This is a genomic window from Vibrio sp. SCSIO 43137 (genome assembly GCF_028201475.1).
Taxonomy (GTDB): Bacteria; Pseudomonadota; Gammaproteobacteria; order Enterobacterales; family Vibrionaceae; genus Vibrio.
In genome coordinates this window covers 97,109-113,699 of sequence record NZ_CP116383.1, presented here as the reverse complement: position 1 = coordinate 113,699, position 16,591 = coordinate 97,109, and the positions used below count along the sequence as shown (strand labels likewise).

17 protein-coding genes are annotated in these 16,591 nt (G+C 42.3%); 6 read left to right on the top strand and 11 right to left on the bottom strand.

Annotated elements, in window-relative coordinates; all coding sequences use genetic code 11:
• Positions 1-4: 4 nt before the first annotated feature.
• On the bottom strand, positions 5-1,195 hold the full coding sequence (locus tag PK654_RS00520; protein ID WP_271696996.1) for a UDP-N-acetylglucosamine 4,6-dehydratase: 1,191 nt from the start codon (positions 1,193-1,195) through the stop codon (positions 5-7).
• 317 nt (positions 1,196-1,512) lie between these two features.
• Between PK654_RS00520 and PK654_RS00515 the strand changes: the two genes are divergently transcribed.
• Complete coding sequence (locus tag PK654_RS00515) at positions 1,513-2,616, top strand: glycosyltransferase (RefSeq protein ID WP_333909651.1); 1,104 nt, start codon at positions 1,513-1,515, stop codon at positions 2,614-2,616.
• Positions 2,617-2,675: 59 nt separating this feature from the next.
• Here the strand turns inward: PK654_RS00515 and PK654_RS00510 are convergent, their stop codons facing one another.
• Genes PK654_RS00510 through PK654_RS00500 form a run of 3 tightly spaced genes read right to left on the bottom strand, consistent with a single transcriptional unit; the run spans position 2,676 to position 5,689 of the window.
• Positions 2,676-4,529, bottom strand: coding sequence for a DUF3413 domain-containing protein (locus PK654_RS00510; RefSeq protein ID WP_271696993.1), 1,854 nt, complete (start codon positions 4,527-4,529; stop codon positions 2,676-2,678).
• Between the two features lie 54 nt (positions 4,530-4,583).
• Positions 4,584-5,285 (bottom strand): 3-deoxy-D-manno-octulosonic acid kinase, encoded by a 702-nt coding sequence (locus tag PK654_RS00505; protein WP_271696991.1) that lies wholly within the window; start codon positions 5,283-5,285, stop codon positions 4,584-4,586.
• 14 nt (positions 5,286-5,299) lie between these two features.
• Positions 5,300-5,689 (bottom strand): diacylglycerol kinase, encoded by a 390-nt coding sequence (locus PK654_RS00500; protein WP_271696990.1) that lies wholly within the window; start codon positions 5,687-5,689, stop codon positions 5,300-5,302.
• A 169-nt stretch (positions 5,690-5,858) separates the two neighbouring features.
• Between PK654_RS00500 and PK654_RS00495 the strand changes: the two genes are divergently transcribed.
• The gene (locus PK654_RS00495; protein ID WP_271696989.1) at positions 5,859-6,923 is read left to right on the top strand and encodes a glycosyltransferase family 9 protein; all 1,065 of its coding nucleotides are present in this window, start codon (positions 5,859-5,861) and stop codon (positions 6,921-6,923) included.
• On the top strand, positions 6,907-7,701 hold the full coding sequence (locus tag PK654_RS00490; protein ID WP_271696988.1) for a glycosyltransferase family 2 protein: 795 nt from the start codon (positions 6,907-6,909) through the stop codon (positions 7,699-7,701). The genes PK654_RS00495 and PK654_RS00490 overlap by 17 nt, the downstream gene beginning before the upstream one ends.
• On the opposite strand, the gene PK654_RS00485 is transcribed toward PK654_RS00490, so the two are convergent.
• A complete protein-coding gene (locus PK654_RS00485; RefSeq protein ID WP_271698738.1) occupies positions 7,670-8,704 on the bottom strand; it encodes a glycosyltransferase family 9 protein in 1,035 nt (344 codons plus the stop codon). The genes PK654_RS00490 and PK654_RS00485 overlap by 32 nt on opposite strands.
• A 123-nt stretch (positions 8,705-8,827) precedes the next feature.
• Between PK654_RS00485 and coaD the strand changes: the two genes are divergently transcribed.
• Complete coding sequence (gene coaD, locus PK654_RS00480) at positions 8,828-9,328, top strand: pantetheine-phosphate adenylyltransferase (protein ID WP_271696986.1); 501 nt, start codon at positions 8,828-8,830, stop codon at positions 9,326-9,328.
• A gap of 66 nt (positions 9,329-9,394) precedes the next feature.
• Here the strand turns inward: coaD and PK654_RS00475 are convergent, their stop codons facing one another.
• From PK654_RS00475 to radC, 6 genes are all read right to left on the bottom strand, one after another.
• A complete protein-coding gene (locus tag PK654_RS00475; RefSeq protein ID WP_271696985.1) occupies positions 9,395-11,371 on the bottom strand; it encodes an LTA synthase family protein in 1,977 nt (658 codons plus the stop codon).
• Entirely contained in the window at positions 11,368-12,201 is an 834-nt protein-coding gene (gene mutM, locus PK654_RS00470; RefSeq protein WP_271696984.1) for a bifunctional DNA-formamidopyrimidine glycosylase/DNA-(apurinic or apyrimidinic site) lyase, read from the bottom strand. The genes PK654_RS00475 and mutM overlap by 4 nt, the downstream gene beginning before the upstream one ends.
• A 42-nt stretch (positions 12,202-12,243) precedes the next feature.
• On the bottom strand, positions 12,244-12,720 hold the full coding sequence (locus tag PK654_RS00465) for a hypothetical protein (protein WP_271696983.1): 477 nt from the start codon (positions 12,718-12,720) through the stop codon (positions 12,244-12,246).
• Between the two features lie 157 nt (positions 12,721-12,877).
• Entirely contained in the window at positions 12,878-13,045 is a 168-nt protein-coding gene (gene rpmG / locus PK654_RS00460; RefSeq protein WP_084884015.1) for a 50S ribosomal protein L33, read from the bottom strand.
• A 13-nt stretch (positions 13,046-13,058) separates the two neighbouring features.
• Positions 13,059-13,295 (bottom strand): 50S ribosomal protein L28, encoded by a 237-nt coding sequence (rpmB, locus tag PK654_RS00455; protein WP_021704597.1) that lies wholly within the window; start codon positions 13,293-13,295, stop codon positions 13,059-13,061.
• Positions 13,296-13,573: 278 nt separating this feature from the next.
• Positions 13,574-14,248, bottom strand: coding sequence for a RadC family protein (radC, locus tag PK654_RS00450; RefSeq protein ID WP_271696982.1), 675 nt, complete (start codon positions 14,246-14,248; stop codon positions 13,574-13,576).
• A gap of 362 nt (positions 14,249-14,610) precedes the next feature.
• Here radC and coaBC point away from each other — a divergent pair, with 362 nt between their 5' ends.
• Positions 14,611-15,810 (top strand): bifunctional phosphopantothenoylcysteine decarboxylase/phosphopantothenate--cysteine ligase CoaBC, encoded by a 1,200-nt coding sequence (gene coaBC, locus PK654_RS00445; RefSeq protein WP_271696981.1) that lies wholly within the window; start codon positions 14,611-14,613, stop codon positions 15,808-15,810.
• Positions 15,811-15,995: 185 nt separating this feature from the next.
• Positions 15,996-16,586 (top strand): nucleoid occlusion factor SlmA, encoded by a 591-nt coding sequence (gene slmA / locus PK654_RS00440; RefSeq protein WP_271696980.1) that lies wholly within the window; start codon positions 15,996-15,998, stop codon positions 16,584-16,586.
• The last annotated feature ends 5 nt before the right edge of the window (positions 16,587-16,591 follow it).

The window sequence follows — 16,591 nt, the reverse complement described above, 5'->3', positions numbered from 1 at the left end:
CCAGTTACATCTTGCTATCAAGATATTTACCCGTCTCTTTGTGTCCAAAGTCCGGTATCATGGTAAAGAATAGCTTAACGATCTGCTCTTTACTCCACTCTCTGTTGTGCTTCATCTCAGAAATAGTCTGCTCAAAAAGTATTAACAGCTCCTGCTGATATAGGGGCTCATTCTTGATAATGCCCAGATTCTCAAACCGGTTCATATCCAGAGTTTCACTTTCAGTAAAAAATTCTTCAAAATCTTTTTCACCGGTTGTATCGCTGGAGGTAAACAGACAAGGCCACTTACCCTGCTCCGGCAATGTATGAGCTAACTGACGAGCCTCATCTTCTGTCTGGCAAAGATAAGGTTCATAACCGCGTTGCTTAAGATATTTCACGGCAATATCAGCAAATGAAATCAGGTGAAGAGCTTCACTCAGTTTAGGAAAGAAGATATCTCTGTTTTCACCAAAGATACAAGACATCAGGCACAGTTCTCCCGATTCCTGAGGGGTTACAAAATAACGCTTAATATCATTCGGAGCGACTATTGGCTGATTTTTTTGCAGACGTTGATTGAATCCGTGCAGCAAAGAACCGTCTGAGAAAGCAACATTTGCAAAACGAGCGGTCGAGATGCTGATCTGTTCACTCTTGCGCATTAAGAACATCTCCATAATACGCTTTGATGCCCCCATCATATTTACAGGGTTTGCAGCCTTATCTGTGGAAACACAGAAGTATTTTTTCACTCCGGCATCAATAGATTGCTGAATGGTTTTATCCGTATTAAACACATTGACATCAATCATACGCATTAAAGTATACGGATCTTTCTCACTACGAACGTGCTTCAGTGCAGATAAGTTCAGCACATAGTCAAACTGACCATCCGCTTTAATAAATGCATCATATTCAACCGAACCAATATCAAGGGCAAAAGTCTGAAAATCACCATCAATATAACCAAATGAGCTACGGATATCTCTCACCAGCTCAACCATGTTGTTTTCACTAATATCAACAACATGAAGCTTTTTAGGGTTTCTTTTGAAGATCTCTTTGGTCACAGCCTGACCGATTGAGCCAGCACCTCCCAGAACAAGGAAGCGGGACTGTGAAACAACATCAGAAAGCTCCTGACGATGACTTGAAATATCTTTATCAAACAAAGCCTGAGTTCGTCCGATTAACGGTAAGTATGCATTCATAATGATATGTTTAATTAAGTGTTTGTTAGATTTTAAACTAAGGTACTCAGAGGTAAAAGCATAACCCAATAAATCTTCTCATTATACGAGCAAATAACTTCCCAGAATTAATTCCCAGATCGCATCTTCTTAACCCAGAGCTTTGACTAGTAATCAACTAAAATTACATTCATAATCAAAATATTGTTAATATAGATGATAGCCCAACTATGCACTTTCTTTTCCATACTCTCTCTCTTACTTCATCAGGAGGAAGTAGAGTCGTTACAAATCTATGTAATTATCTGGTTGAAAAGGGACACGAAGTAACAATCGTAATGGATCGACATAGGATTGCATTTCCATTACATCCATCGGTAAATGTTTTTCATCTAACTTCACTCTCAATTGTAAATGTTACACCTCTTAACTCGGATACATCGCTCTTTCAACAACACGTAAAAAAGAAGCAAACAAAAAAGAAAAAACAGAAACTGAGGGAAAAGTTTAAGTTCATAGAAAGCATCAATGAGTGGAAGAAATACCTACTTAAACTACTTAGCTTTCCTACAAAGTACTTTTTGATGCAAAAATTTTTGCGCAACAATAACGTAGATGTCGTCGTATGCGGAAACATTTACTATTTTCTTGAACACTACTTTTTCTATTCTAAGCAAAATATTCATATCACTGTTCATAATTCACCAAAAGAAGTCTTTGTCAATCGAACCGTCAAGCGTTTGTTGCCTCTTTCATATTACTTTAAAGATAAGAAATGCCTTACAGTATCAAACTCAGCGCTAGACGAGATGAAAGGATTGCTACCTTATATATCTGAAAAATCCCATACCATCTATAACCCATTTGACTTTAAAGAGATTAGAAATAGAGCTCAACAAGGGATTCCTGAACACATTGGTAGTACACCATATATCCTATCAGTTTCTTCTCTAGCTCCGGGCAAGAGAGTTGACCGAACCCTCCAGGCTTTTTCGCAGCTAGAAGATAAATCCGTTCACTTAGTTATTCTGGGTATTGGCCCTGCCAAAGAGCAATTAGTACAACTCGCTACAGAGTTAAATATTATCGACAGAGTTCAATTTGTAGGCTTTATCACAAACCCCATGCCTTATATGGCGAATGCTGAAATGCTGGTGCTTGCATCAGACTCAGAAGGACTACCTACAGTATTAATCGAATCACTTATTTGCGGTACTCCGGTTATCAGTACCAATTGCAAAACCGGACCAAGTGAAATACTAACTGGTGATCTAAAAGAGTTTTTAGTTGAGATTGAAGGTCGATCGGAAGAGCAAATTTATCAGGATATCAGCAATAAAATGGAATACATTTTAAACAACAACGTTGAGATTCCAGATGAAGCCATAGAAAAGTTCCATAAGGATACTATCGTAAAACAGTGGGAAAGCTTAGCGGATTAAAGCTCGATACTTATCAGTGGGTTAAGATTAATATAACCCACTGATAGTATAATGTATGATTACTTATTAAACCGACTCACCTGCTCAAGAGCACCGTTCAGGTGTTTATAATTTATCTCTTCACCTTTTAGCTCACGATTGGTTTTATCCACCAGTTGATATGTTCCGCTCATCTTCACTTCTAATATGGAACGATCAGTCACAACGGCATAACCGCCATAATTTGAGGAGATAATCCAGTCTCGGTTAACCGGTTCCGATAGTAAGTCTTCACCAACTGAGTAGTCATTGATAGGACTGCTGACACCAAGATAATTTTTCATAAATGTCGGAACAATATCCTGATGGCTGGTAATAGTATCCGTTGACCAGCGCATACTTTCCGTATCAATGCCCGGGCCAAAGATAGCGAAAGGAACCTTAATTTGGGCATTGGTGTAATTACTGTTATGTCCCCAGAAGTTAAGCTTATTGTCATTCAGTTCCTGAGCATGATCGCCGGTAATAATCACGACCGTATTCTCCAGATCTCCAGATTGTTTCAGCTTATCCAGCACCCTCTTCATCTGGCTATCCACAAAGTTGGCACTGTTCTTATAACGGTTAAAGAATAACGTTGGATCTGTCTCATTATCCAGTTCCAGATAATTTACCTCTTTCAGGTAAGGTGTATATTTGGCCGGATAGTCATCCGGGAAATCATAACCATGAGGAGCATCGTAGAACAAAAATGAAAATGCCGGCTTAGAGCGATCACGTTTGTCATACCAGTTTAACCAGTCATTGGTCAGGTTAATATCCAGTCCGGAAGGGCGGGCATTACTTGAACCATCCGCCCTTAAATCTGGAACGTTGGCAAATACTGTTTTATCAAACTCAGGAGAACGTAACTGAGCCGCAGTAAATATACCCAGGTCATAGTCTAATTCCTGAAGCCTGTCGATAAACACTGGTGACTTCTGGTTAGCTAAGAATGCATGCCAGTAAGTTCCCGGTATCGCATAAAACAGGCCGAAGATGCCGGTACGGGTCGCATTACCGGTGGACATATGATTATTGAACACAACACCATTCTGTTGCTGAACAACCTGCCATGCATTGGGTGTAATTTCCTCACTAAAGGTATCTGCACGCCATGAATCGACCACCAGCCACATAATATTTAGCGGTTTTTCAACAGGCTCGACTTTTAAAGGAGCAAGTGGATAATTCAGATCACTTTTTCTGTTCACCTTCATTGCCTGCTGGCGCTGAAGTGCTTCTTCATCGATCCAGCCATACTTGCGCATTAACTTGTTTGATGTTGCCGGCTGAAACAGTGGAAGGTAACGCTTAACAACGGTAACCGGCTGATAGGCATGAGCAGATGCCCAAATATGTATTCCATTGGTCACCAGCAGAGCAATAAAGGTCAGGAAAGCAAACTTACGTCCTAACTTAAGCTGAGTAATAGTCGGCTCTTTTTCCAGCCAGCGTACAATTAGCCACTGACCACCTAATAGTACGGCAACTCCGGCAATCACCATCAGCCAGGTTATCAACGGGAAACTGACAATCTGACCGGACATGATCATATTGACCACAACAAAGTTGATATGGAAGCGATACTGGGCAAAAACGATAGTATCAATAAACAAAAGAGCAATACCTAAAGAGGCAATAACACTCTGAGCAATACGGCGCGCTCTGGTCGGTAACAGAAGAAATGGGATAGTAATAAGGCCAACAACCGCCGCAAGCAGAACCATTTGGCTAAATGTGCCGGCAACAATAAAGGCAATCGCTTTAATCTCTGAAGGAAATTCTGGCAAAAATGCGAAGTAGCGGCTGGAAACTGCAATAGCAATCAGGGCATTAATCAGGATAAGCCATCCATGAGCATGCAACTTCTGTTTAAAAGAGAGGGTGTTCAATGTCTACTCCACAAAATTCTTAAAAAGTATAAATACTCTTTTCTGCAATAGTGTTTACAAACGGTAACCGTCAAGAAGCGCTTCAAAATCACTCTCTTGCCAGAATATATTCCGCTTAGATTTTTCTTTATTGAAAGACCGTTTTAATCGGTTAAGGTTCGACTGCTTCCAAAAATTTCCCTGTTGGAAAGAGCATTTATCGAAATCTATCAACCAAACCTTCTGATTGTTATCAATCAGGATGTTATGGATATTCAAGTCAGTGTGATTTACCTGCACATCATGCATTTTTCTAACTTCAGTTCCGATTGCATGATAAAGCTGCTCTGAAACGACTTGTTGCTGCAGAACAGAAACCAGATCCTGCGCGTTTTCTATTTTCTCACTTAACAAATCTGCCTGATAACAGAGATTCTTTTTGATAGTACGGGCTGCAACCGGCCTTGGAACGCTCACTCCAGCTTCAATAAGCTTTTGCAGAAGCAGATACTCCTGATAGCTGCGGCTATTCTTCCAGCCGGAAAACCAATAGTGGTCTTTGACAATTTTGCCAAACAGGCCTCCCCGTCGGTAGTGACGAAGAGCGGCTTGCAATTTGTCCAGTTGAACAAACCATGTTGTTCCCCGTCCCTGTGCTGAGCCGAGCACAAGACCTTTATGCTGCCAATAACCGATATCAAAACTCTTTTCTGGCTGCTCATTTAGCAAGGTCTCATCGTACCAAATACGTTGCTCAGAACCTTTTAATTCTTTCATTTCGCATCCAGCCATTAAAACAGATATCTATCAGACAAAATGACAAACCAGTTAACCCCATTTAACAGTAGCGTCACCATCACCGCCGCAGAACCAATATCTTTCGCTCTGCCACTTAGCTCATGATGTTCCGTTCCGACCCGGTCAACAATAGCTTCGATGGCTGAATTGATCAGCTCGACTACCAGCAGCAACACTAAACCACTAAGCATCACCAGTTTACTTAGCAGAGAGACATCAACCAAAACAATTACCGGCAAGGCGATAAGTAATAATACCAACTCCTGACGAATAGCTGCTTCATGTTTCCAGGCAGCCTTTAGCCCCTGGATAGAATAGCCTGTGGCTTTTATAATCCGTGTAATTCCTGTGTTTCCCGGTTTTCCACTATTTTCTGATGGCATTATCTAGCTCAATTATTGGAGTTAATTAACAAGGAGCTATTTTACATTGATACACTTCATACTCAAATCGGTGTAATTAATTGACCCAATCAATAAGAGCAAGCTTAGTATCTTGCAGTCAATACGGGATAACTGCATAATCTTCTGGCTATTTTAACCGGATCTGCTCATGCCACTATTTTCAACAGCCCCTAAATCAGTTTGCTTTCTACGCCTTTCTGCTATCGGCGATGTTTGCCATGCTGTTGCTGCCGTTCAGGCTCTACAGAAGCACTGGCCGGAAACCAAAGTGACCTGGATTATAGGAAAAGTTGAGGCCCAACTACTAGACGGCTTAGAAGGTGTGGAACTGGTTGTATTTGACAAGAAAGCTGGCTGGCAAGGTATTAAGTCAGTCTGGAAAGCACTAAAAGGTAGAAAGTTTGATGCGCTGATTCATATGCAGTTAGCACTAAGAGCCAGTATCGTCACTTTAGGTATAAAAGCCCGATATAAGATAGGCTTTAACCGCAAAAGGGCCAAAGAAGGTCAATGGTTGTTTACCAACCGGAAAATACCAGATACACAGTCTGAACATGTTTTGGATAGCTTTTTCTCGTTTATCGAGTATCTGGGTGTTCCAAGAACAAAGCCTAGCTGGAAGCTTCCGATTTCTTCTGCTGATCTTGCGTTGGCGCAGTCAGTTATCAGTAATAAGCCGACTCTTATTATTAGCCCAGCCGCCAGTAAAGATGAGCGCAACTGGCTGACAGAACTCTATGCTGAATTTTCTGACTGGGCTCAGGAGCAAGGTTATCAGGTGGTATTGTGCGGTTCACCAGCCCAAAGAGAAGTTAAACTTGCAGAAGATATTCAGGCAATAATGAAACACTCTGTAATCAATATGGTTGGCAAAACCAGCCTGAAACAGCTGACAGCCTTAATAGGCGCTGCCGACATTATTTTGGCTCCTGACTCAGGCCCTGCACATATAGCAACCACTCAAGGTACGCCGGTTATTGGCCTATATGGTCACAGCAACCCGAAACGCACCGGTCCTTATAATAGTCAACGTTATGTTGTTAGTGTCTACGAACAATTTGCAGAACTGCAGTATAACAAACCAGTAAATGAGCTTTCATGGAGTTCCCGGGTAAAGGGCTCTGAGGTAATGAGTGCAATATCTCTTGAAAGCGTTCAATCCAAGTTCAACTCCATCGCAGATATCAAGGATTCCCATGCAAGAAACCTCTAACTCAAAGAAAACTCTCGCGGTTGCGCTTATCGTTAAAAACGAAGCTGATAACCTCGCATCTTGCCTTGAAAGCGTGTCTGGTTGGGTTGATGAAATCGTCATTCTTGATTCAGGTAGCACAGACAATACCGAAAGTGTTGCTAGAAAATACACAGACAAATTTTATGTAAACTCAGATTGGCCCGGCTTTGGCCAACAAAGAAGAATTGCGCAGCAGTACGTTGATTCTGATTATGTTCTCTGGCTTGACGCAGATGAACGCATTACCCCTGAGCTGAAACAGAGCATTCAAAGCGCAGTTAACCAAAATGAAGCAAATACGGTATACAAAATAAACCGACTCAGTTGGGTGTTTGGTCGCTACATCAAACATTGTGGCTGGTACCCGGATCGAGTAGTGCGCTTATACCCAACAAAACTTACCCAGTACAATGACGCCCTTGTACATGAAAAGGTTGAAGTTAATGATTCGATGAAAGTTGAAAACCTAAACGGCGATGCGATTCATTATACCTATAATGATCTTCACCACTATCTGATGAAATCTGCCGGGTATGCAAAGGCATGGGCTGATCAACGGGAAAGCAGAGGTAAAAAAAGCAGCATTTCAACCGGGCTTATTCATGCTCTGAGCTGCTTTGTCAAGATGTATATAGTCAAAGCCGGATTCCTGGATGGAAAGCAGGGCCTTCTGCTTTCCATCCTTTCTGCACATTCAACATTTATTAAATATGCAGATCTTTGGATCAGGACAGATACTGAGAAGCCCAGGGATTAAGCTCTGCTAACACAGACTCTATATTGATACTGGTCATATCGCTTTGCTCTTGTTTATTTTTCCCGCCAACCGGAGTAAAAGCGATATGCCTTTCAGTTGAATTTATAGGCTGCCAACGTAAAGGGGTTGATGAACGCTTTGCAGGAAAGAAGCCTACCGTTGCAACATTTAAAGCAGCAGAAATATGCAGCGGCCCTGTTGAACCAGCAATAAATAGGTCTGCACACGCAAGCGAACGTGAGAAATCGATAAGCCCATCATTCTCATCATAAACACAACATTTGCGATTCCCTTCCTTAATCAAAGAAGCTAACTTATGAGCTGTCTCTTCTTCACCCGGCCCGGCAGTTAACACCACTTCAAACTTTCCGTCCAAACCTAACACAAGATCCCGATACTGCTGCACACTTAGAGAGTTAGATGAACCTCCTGTACCGGAATGTATAAACAGCCATGGCAGTGAAAGGTCAAGCTCAAGGGTTTCTGACAGCTTTGTTTTCTGTGCTGATAAAGCTTCATCTTCAAAGCTCATATAGGGAACAGAAGGCTCCACCACTGGCACTTTATGTTTAGTTAAGAAAGCCCGGATTAGGTCAAGGTTATACTCAAATTCTGGTTTCTGAGATAAAGAGCGCCTTTGTTTAATTCTGCAGTTATAGAAAACCTGAGCTAATTTCGTTGCCGGAGCCAACCTGAATGGAATCTTAGCTCGCCAGACCAGCAGCGCATTATAAGTAGTTGAAAAAAGGTTGATTGCAGCATCAAACTTTGCTGCTTTTATCTTATTCAGCAAATCATTGTATTCAGATTTACCTGCCTTCTCTGTCGGATCAATAATAACCTCGTCAATCCAAGGGCACTGATTCGCTAATTCAGCAGTATACTTCGGAACTAAGGCGGTAATATGGCTTTCAGGCAAAGATTGCTTCAACATGGCAAAGCTAGGCCATGCCAACATAAAGTCACCTATTTTATCGTTTCGAACAACCAGTATCTTCTGCATAATCATCATCAACTATCACTATTTGAGGCAACATGATACCTGTATCACCAATGAAAATTAAATAGTTAATTTTCAACCCTTTTGCTAGCATGGAAGGGAGACAACAATAGTAAGATTTCATCAATGACAAATAAACATACTTCCAGAGTCATATACCCGGGAACATTTGATCCTATTACCAACGGGCATCTAGATTTAATTCTCAGATCAGCAAAGATGTTTGATCATGTCACAATAGGCGTGGCCGCGAGCCCCAGTAAAAAAACCATGTTTACTCTGGATGAACGCGTTTCTCTTATCGAAGAAGTCATCAAACCTTACGACAATATTTCTGTTATCGGCTTTTCCGGATTACTCGTTGATTTTGCCAAACAGGAAAATGCCAATTTGCTGATACGTGGTCTCAGGACAACCGTCGACTTTGAGTATGAATTTGGCTTAACCAACATGTACAGAAAGCTACTTCCAAGCTTGGAAAGCGTATTTTTAACACCTTCTGAGGAATACGCCTTCCTGTCATCTACTATTGTCAGGGAAGTTGCCATTCATGGCGGTGAGATCAATCAGTTTGTTCCTGCAAACGTAGCATCAGCATTAAAGAAAAAAGCAGGTCAAACAGATTAATAGCTCTGCTTAACCAACCAGAACTACACAGCTGTTCGGTAAGGTAAAACAGCTGTGAGCACTCTCTTACTTAGCAACCTGCCAGCGAAGATAGTAATCGAGTAGTATTCTAAATTCTTTTCCTTGTTCAGGATTCATATTTTCAACTGGTTCAACCTCATTATGAAGACCATCATCTGCCCAAGGGTATAGTTTATCTGGCTGATATACAGAATAACCTCCTTCAATAGTGATGTTTCTAAGTAGTTGGAATCCAAAGTTATCAATCTCGCCAGGAGAAAGTAGGTTTTCGCCTCCTAGCGAGATATATCCGACATCAGAGAGGCTAAAGGCATAGAGTGTAGGAAAAACATCTTTGTGAGAACCAATACGATTACTATCGTACTTAAACTGCACTTTTTCTTGTATATCTTGAGGCACATACAAATAAAAAGGAACTCCTACGCTAATAGCAAATTCATTGATTCTGTCTGCAGAAAGATATCGCATACGATGATCACCAGTACCGGCAATCAGGGTTTTATCGGCCAAAGATGAATTTTTAATATTTTGAATAAACTGACCAAAAGTATCATTAGCATATTGATAAGCTCCTAATAGCGCCTTTCCGTGCTCCTGAAGCGGGCCAAGTAGTTCATTCATTCGTTCACTGACTTTGGTCGGCTTAGCAATATAGCTATCCGGCGCTTTAAAAGGAGAGTGGTTGGTAACCGTAAGAATATAGATCATCAGCGGCTTATTACTATTTTTCAGCAACCTCTCTGCATACTTGAAGGCAAACTCATCCGGCACCCCCCATGTATCCGCAAATTCACTGGCTTCAGGAAACTCCCTTAAAAGGGTGTTTTCATCCACAATACGATCAAAGCCCTGTACTGGCAGATAGTTTGCCAGATTGCGCCACATAGCATTACCCGGCGTAATATATACCACCTCATAACCAGCTTTTTTATATGGCAATACAGCAGAGCTAGGTAAAGGCACTCTTTGAATGCTTGAGTGGCTAATTGTAGGATTAGCACTATGAAATAGCATCATAACCATACTATCGATAGTTGCGGTCGAGCCAGATACAAAGCGTTTAAATAAAAAATCCTCTTCAAAAGGCTTTCTTAGTGCGCCCAGCAAATCATTTGACTCTGGGTTATCTTCAATCAGCACGTTAGTACCAAAGCCTTCCATAAGAGTCATTACTACATGAGGCTTATTCTGCTCCAGATAAGCGTTTCTAGCGGTTTTGTACTCAGGTGTTGGCTGCCCCAGCACTTTGTTCATCTGAGCAGTCAGTGCCTCCAGAGTAACCGGTTCAAACTTAGCCTGATCTTTATAGTCACCCCTTGCCCAATCCAGAGCCATAAAAGCATTAGGGGTAGCTTTGTTCAAAACATCATAATCGGATACATTAGCATGATAACGCTTAAGGGGCAGGGTAGATAAACCTCCGCGGGCTAATGTGGCATAAGCCAGTATCGCCAGAAAAACGATTACACTCATCACTGACCAGTGAATCGATTTAAATTGAACCACTTTGCCACGGGTCACTACTTTTCTCAGTGCCATCACAGAAACAGATGTAACCAGCAAAGTCACTAAAAACGATATAACAATAGGGTAATCCTGCCACGCATTCACCAATACGGCTTCTGTATCGTCATCCACCAAACCAAACACGAATACATCAAAGTAATTACCAAAAGTCACATAGTAATAATAGTTACCTATGCTAAAGGCAGTCAGCAAAAAGAAAATCAAAGCTGCATAATAGGGGATGGCTTTGTTCAGTGCTCTGAATATGCCCGGAAAAGCAGAAAAAAAGATGCCAATTAAGTAGAGTGGTGCAAAAGCGATAGTAATCACTTTTAAGTCGAATCTCAGGCCGACAAACAGTGCCCTGAACAAATCAGGCTCTCGACCGGAAAGCATTGAAATATCAACTTGTTGAGCTAAAAATACTGAGCGGCTTACGGTAAGAATAATGGTTGAAATAGCAACCATCACAAGGACTAAAAAAGTAGTCCTGAAAAAATTATTTTGAAAATTCATACTTTCTCGGTTTCATTGTAATCTGGCTGGCAATTACTACAAAAATAGCTATTTCTCTGGCCTATTTTTAACTGCTCTATTTTATCACCACAACTTGGGCAAGCCTCGCCGGGCTTTCCATAAACCTGCAGCTCCTGAGCAAAATAACCCGGTTTTCCGTCCACCTGATTAAAGTCTTTAAGCGTAGTTCCACCCTGCTTGATCGCATTTGCCAAAACGTTCTTAATGGATTCAACCAAGTCACTCCATTGATTTGGCGTCAACTTTCCTGCGGGATAAAGAGGATGAATTTTAGCGAAAAACAGCGACTCACTGGCGTAAATATTTCCGACCCCGACCACAACTTTGTTATCCATAATAAATTGTTTGACGGCGACTCGTTTTCCCTGAGCCTTCTCAAGCATATACTCTGCACTGAAAATACCATCCAGAGGCTCCGGGCCAAGGTTCAATAATAGCTCATGCTGAAAGTCATTTTCCTGCCAAAGCCAGGCACCAAACCTTCTTGGGTCGTTATACCTCAATAACTTACCGTTAGACAAAAGAAGATCTACGTGATCATGCTTTTCAGCAGGCGTGTTTTTGTCCAAAACCCTCAGTGAGCCGGACATACCCAAATGAATAATAATGGTGCCAAGGTTAACCCTGAGTAAAAGGTATTTTGCCCTTCGCTCAACAGCAATCACCGTTTGCCCCTGAAGCTGCTCAAGTTGATCCGGAATTCGCCACCTCAACTGAGGTTGACGAATACTAATGCCGTCTATTCTCTGCTGTATCACATGGGGCGTAATGCCCATTTTGCTGACTTCAACTTCTGGTAACTCTGGCATCACACTCTTCCGGAAAGCCTCTCCGGTCTCCTTTATTCACTATTACTTTGATTGCAGGGGAAACAGGTATTCTGAATCTACTGAGATGGCGATCCAATTCTGCTGCCAGTTTTTCATTAACCAATATTTAGGTGTCTGGTAATAGGTTACCCGCTGGGGCTCCTCAATATCTAAATACCAGATCTCAATACTATTCGCCTTGGACAACTGAGATTTAAGCTGCTCAAAGGTTTCCTCATCAATTTCTGTTCCGACTAAACCTTGCCAGCGTTGTACCAACTCAAGAGGAGAGATAGAAATGGCTTTGGTTGCCTGCCAGTCACTCTCCTCACGAACTAAAGACCATTTGGAAAAGTGAATCTGTTCAATATCTGCTGAAGGGTTAAGCAGGTAAGGATAACCAACCTGTTCAGGCTCAAGGAAATTTTCCTTAATAATTGTTGGTAAGTTCAGAACCACCATAAAAGCGATGATTCCCAACATAAGAACATTGTTCCATCCACGACGGGAGAGCTTCATTCCATTCCCTTAACAATTCAGTTAAATCACTATTGATGACAATAAAAGGTAAAGCTGTTATTTAATCTAGGTTTAAGTATAACGGGACAGATTCAGGAAAGAAATGCATAAAAAAACCCAGCTATAAAGCTGGGTTTTTATTGAAACTAGTAATCAATTACTTGATTTTTGCTTCTTTGTACATAACGTGCTTACGAACAACTGGATCAAATTTCTTGATCTCAAATTTGCCTGGCATGTTACGCTTGTTTTTATCAGTAGTGTAGAAGTGACCAGTACCTGCTGAAGAAACAAGTTTGATTTTCTCACGAATGCCTTTAGCCATCGTTCAATTCCTCTTAAACGTTCTCGCCACGAGCACGGATATCAGCAAGAACAGCATCGATGCCTTTCTTGTCGATGATACGCATACCCTTAGCAGTTAGACGTAGTTTAACAAAGCGCTTTTCGCTCTCTACCCAGAAACGATGAGTTTGTAGGTTCGGCAGAAAACGACGCTTAGTAGCATTTCGTGCGTGTGAACGGTTGTTACCCGTTACTGGACGCTTACCAGTTACTTGGCATACTCGGGACATGTAATGTCTTCTCCAAATCGTTTCAGCTCGATATCAACCTTGGTGGCCGAACCTCTCTATCTAAAAGATAAGAATCGAGGTTAAAACCATATGGAAAATCCATACAAGGCTATCAAAGGTCGCGCATTATACTAACTTGACGTACATTGCTCAAGACCCGAACAGATCCTTTTTGCAGGATTTAGTGATCTTTTTTTAAACAGAGCTGAGTTTGTGTTCAAAAATAGTGCGCGGATCATAGCAGATTTAATGGTGAGGGCAACCAGAAAATGCAGTGATTATAAGAGTCCGAGCTCAGCGAACGAGGTGACCTCACCTTCACCGACGATAAAGTGGTCAAGAACTTTAATTTCAACCAGTGAGAGCGCATCCAAAAGTATTCTGGTAATCCTGATATCCGACTGACTTGGTTGCGCATTTCCCGAAGGGTGATTGTGAGCAAAAATAACAGCTGCCGCATTGTAAGTGAGTGCCTGCTTAACCACTTCACGGGGGTAAATACTTGCTGAATTGATTGTCCCCTCAAACAGAAGCTCATCGCAAATCACCTGATGCTGACTATTTAAATACAGTACCAGAAATACCTCCCGCTCTTTTTCCCTCAGCAAGCTAACCAGATAGTTTCTTGTTTGCTTAGAGCTGGTTAACGTATCCTCTTTCTTTAATATCTCAGCCAGATAGCGTTGGGTCATTTCGAGAAAGGCTTGCATCTGAACAAATTTTGCTTCGCCCAGTCCCTTGTAGCGGCAAAAAGCTTCTTTATCGCAACTAAGTAACTTTCTTAGAGAGCCAAACTCAGCAAGCAGATAATCAGCCAGTTCAATGGCATTCATACCGTGGGTACCAGTCCGTAAGAAAATGGCCAGTAATTCAGCATCCGAAAGTGCCTGAGCCCCCCTGCTAAGTAGTTTTTCTCTGGGCTGAGACTCCTTTGGTAAGTATTTTATGTTCATTTTTCCTCCTTCATATCAGTCAATAGAAGAGAGAATCTGTCTGATAAGCAAATCAGCACGGGATATTTAAGAGTAGGTTAACGACATCGACAGTAGCGATGTAACGGAATTTCACTATTTTGCAAAATACCTCGTTTTCTGAATAACTTGTATGCAGGTTACTTTGAAGGTGCATGCCATTCCTGCCGCTAATGTCCTTGAACGGAACACCTTGATGCGGCTCTGAATACTGCATATTGAAGTCACTTAAGTGATAATCCGATGAAATAAAATAGAAAGTACACCTTTCACTATCCTATATTCAAAATCGATTCTGGCTTATTTTATGGTATGGTTTGCCCAGAATTTCAGGAGAAACAGACATGCAATCATTAGCCGGAAAAAAAATCCTTTTGGGTATCAGTGGCGGAATCGCTGCCTATAAATGTGCTGAGCTGACAAGGCGTCTTATTGAGCGCGGAGCACAAGTGCAGGTAGTGATGACCAAAGCAGCCAAAGAGTTTATCACCCCATTAACCATGCAGGCGGTTTCCGGTCGTCCGGTTTCTGATAGCTTGCTTGATCCGGCAGCCGAAGCCTCTATGGGGCATATTGAGCTGGCTAAGTGGGCTGATCTGGTATTGATTGCTCCGGCTACGGCTGATCTTATTGCACGGATGGCTGCCGGAATGGGCAATGATTTAGTCTCTACTGCTGTTCTGGCAACAGAAGCACCTGTGGCCGTTGCACCGGCAATGAACCAGCAGATGTACGCCAATGTTGCTACGCAAGAGAATATCGCTACTCTGCAACGCAGAGGTTTCAGTATCTGGGGACCTGCTGCAGGTGAACAGGCCTGTGGCGATATCGGTATGGGCCGGATGCTGGAGCCGATGCAACTGGTAGAAAAGTGTGAGGCTTTTTTCCAGCCGAAAATACTGCAAGGTAAAAAAGTCCTGATCACCGCAGGGCCGACCCGAGAGGCCATTGACCCTGTGCGCTTTATCTCTAATCACAGCTCAGGAAAAATGGGCTACTCATTAGCTCAAGTTGCACAACAACTTGGCGCCGAAGTGACTCTTGTCAGCGGCCCTGTTGCTCTTTCTTCTCCGGAGAATACCACTCGTATTAATGTCGAAAGTGCAGAAGAGATGCATAAGCAGGTAATGAACAAAGCTGCTGAGAGTGACATTTTTATCGCCTGTGCTGCTGTCGCAGATTACCGCCCCTGCTCTGTTGCCGATCAGAAAATCAAGAAAACAGATGATAGCGACTCTATGACTATCTCTATGGTGAAGAATCCGGATATTGTTGCCAGCGTTGCTAAGCTGGAGCAAGGGCGGCCATTTACCGTAGGTTTTGCCGCTGAGACACAAGATGTTGAAAAGTATGCCCGAAATAAGCTGGTGAAAAAGAATCTTGATTTGATCTGTGCCAATGATGTCTCTGTTGAGGGGCAAGGCTTTAATAGCAGCAACAATGCCATGACACTGTTCTGGCCGGAAGGAGAACTCAACCTGCCATTAAACAGCAAGGATAAAATTGCCGGCGAAATTCTGGCTCAGATAGCCAGACTGGCATAAGTTTGCTCCTGAAAGCTTTCATGTAAATACACTTAGTTAGCAAGCACCAACTTCTGCTGAATTGGTGCTTTTTGTTAACTTAGTCCAACCTTAGCTCTTCGATCTTCTGCTTCACTCCGTTAGAATGTTCCCTTAATCTTAGCCCCGATATAGCCAAATCAGGCTGGACATAAGGAATAAAAAACATGACCGGAACCCGTAAATCCAACCGCCGCGAAGAGATCCTTCAGGCTCTTGCTCATATGCTGGAGTCCACCGAAGGGGCTTCCCGAATTACCACGGCGAAGCTGGCAAAACAGGTTGGCGTTTCTGAAGCCGCTTTATATCGCCACTTTCCAAGTAAAGCGCGTATGTTTGAAGGCCTGATTGAATTTATTGAAGATGCATTAATGTCTCGCATCAACCGTATTCTGGATGAAGAGAAGGATACCCTGCAAAGAATTCGCCTTGTACTTCAACTTATTCTTGCCTTTGCAGAGATGAATCCGGGTCTGACACGTATCCTTTCCGGCCATGCCCTTATGTTTGAAAATGAAAGGCTGCGCACCCGCATCAATCAGTTATTTGAGCGCATTGAAACCCAGCTTCGCCAAATCCTGCGAGAGCGTAAACTTAGAGAAGGTAAATCCTTCCCGGTAGACGAAGGTATTCTTGCCGCGCAACTACTTGGTCAGGTTGAAGGCAGCCTGAACCGCTTTGTACGCTCCGACTTTAAATATCAGCCAACAGAAAACTTTGAAGAGTACTGGGCTCTGCTTAGTGCCCAGATTCAATAGGTCAG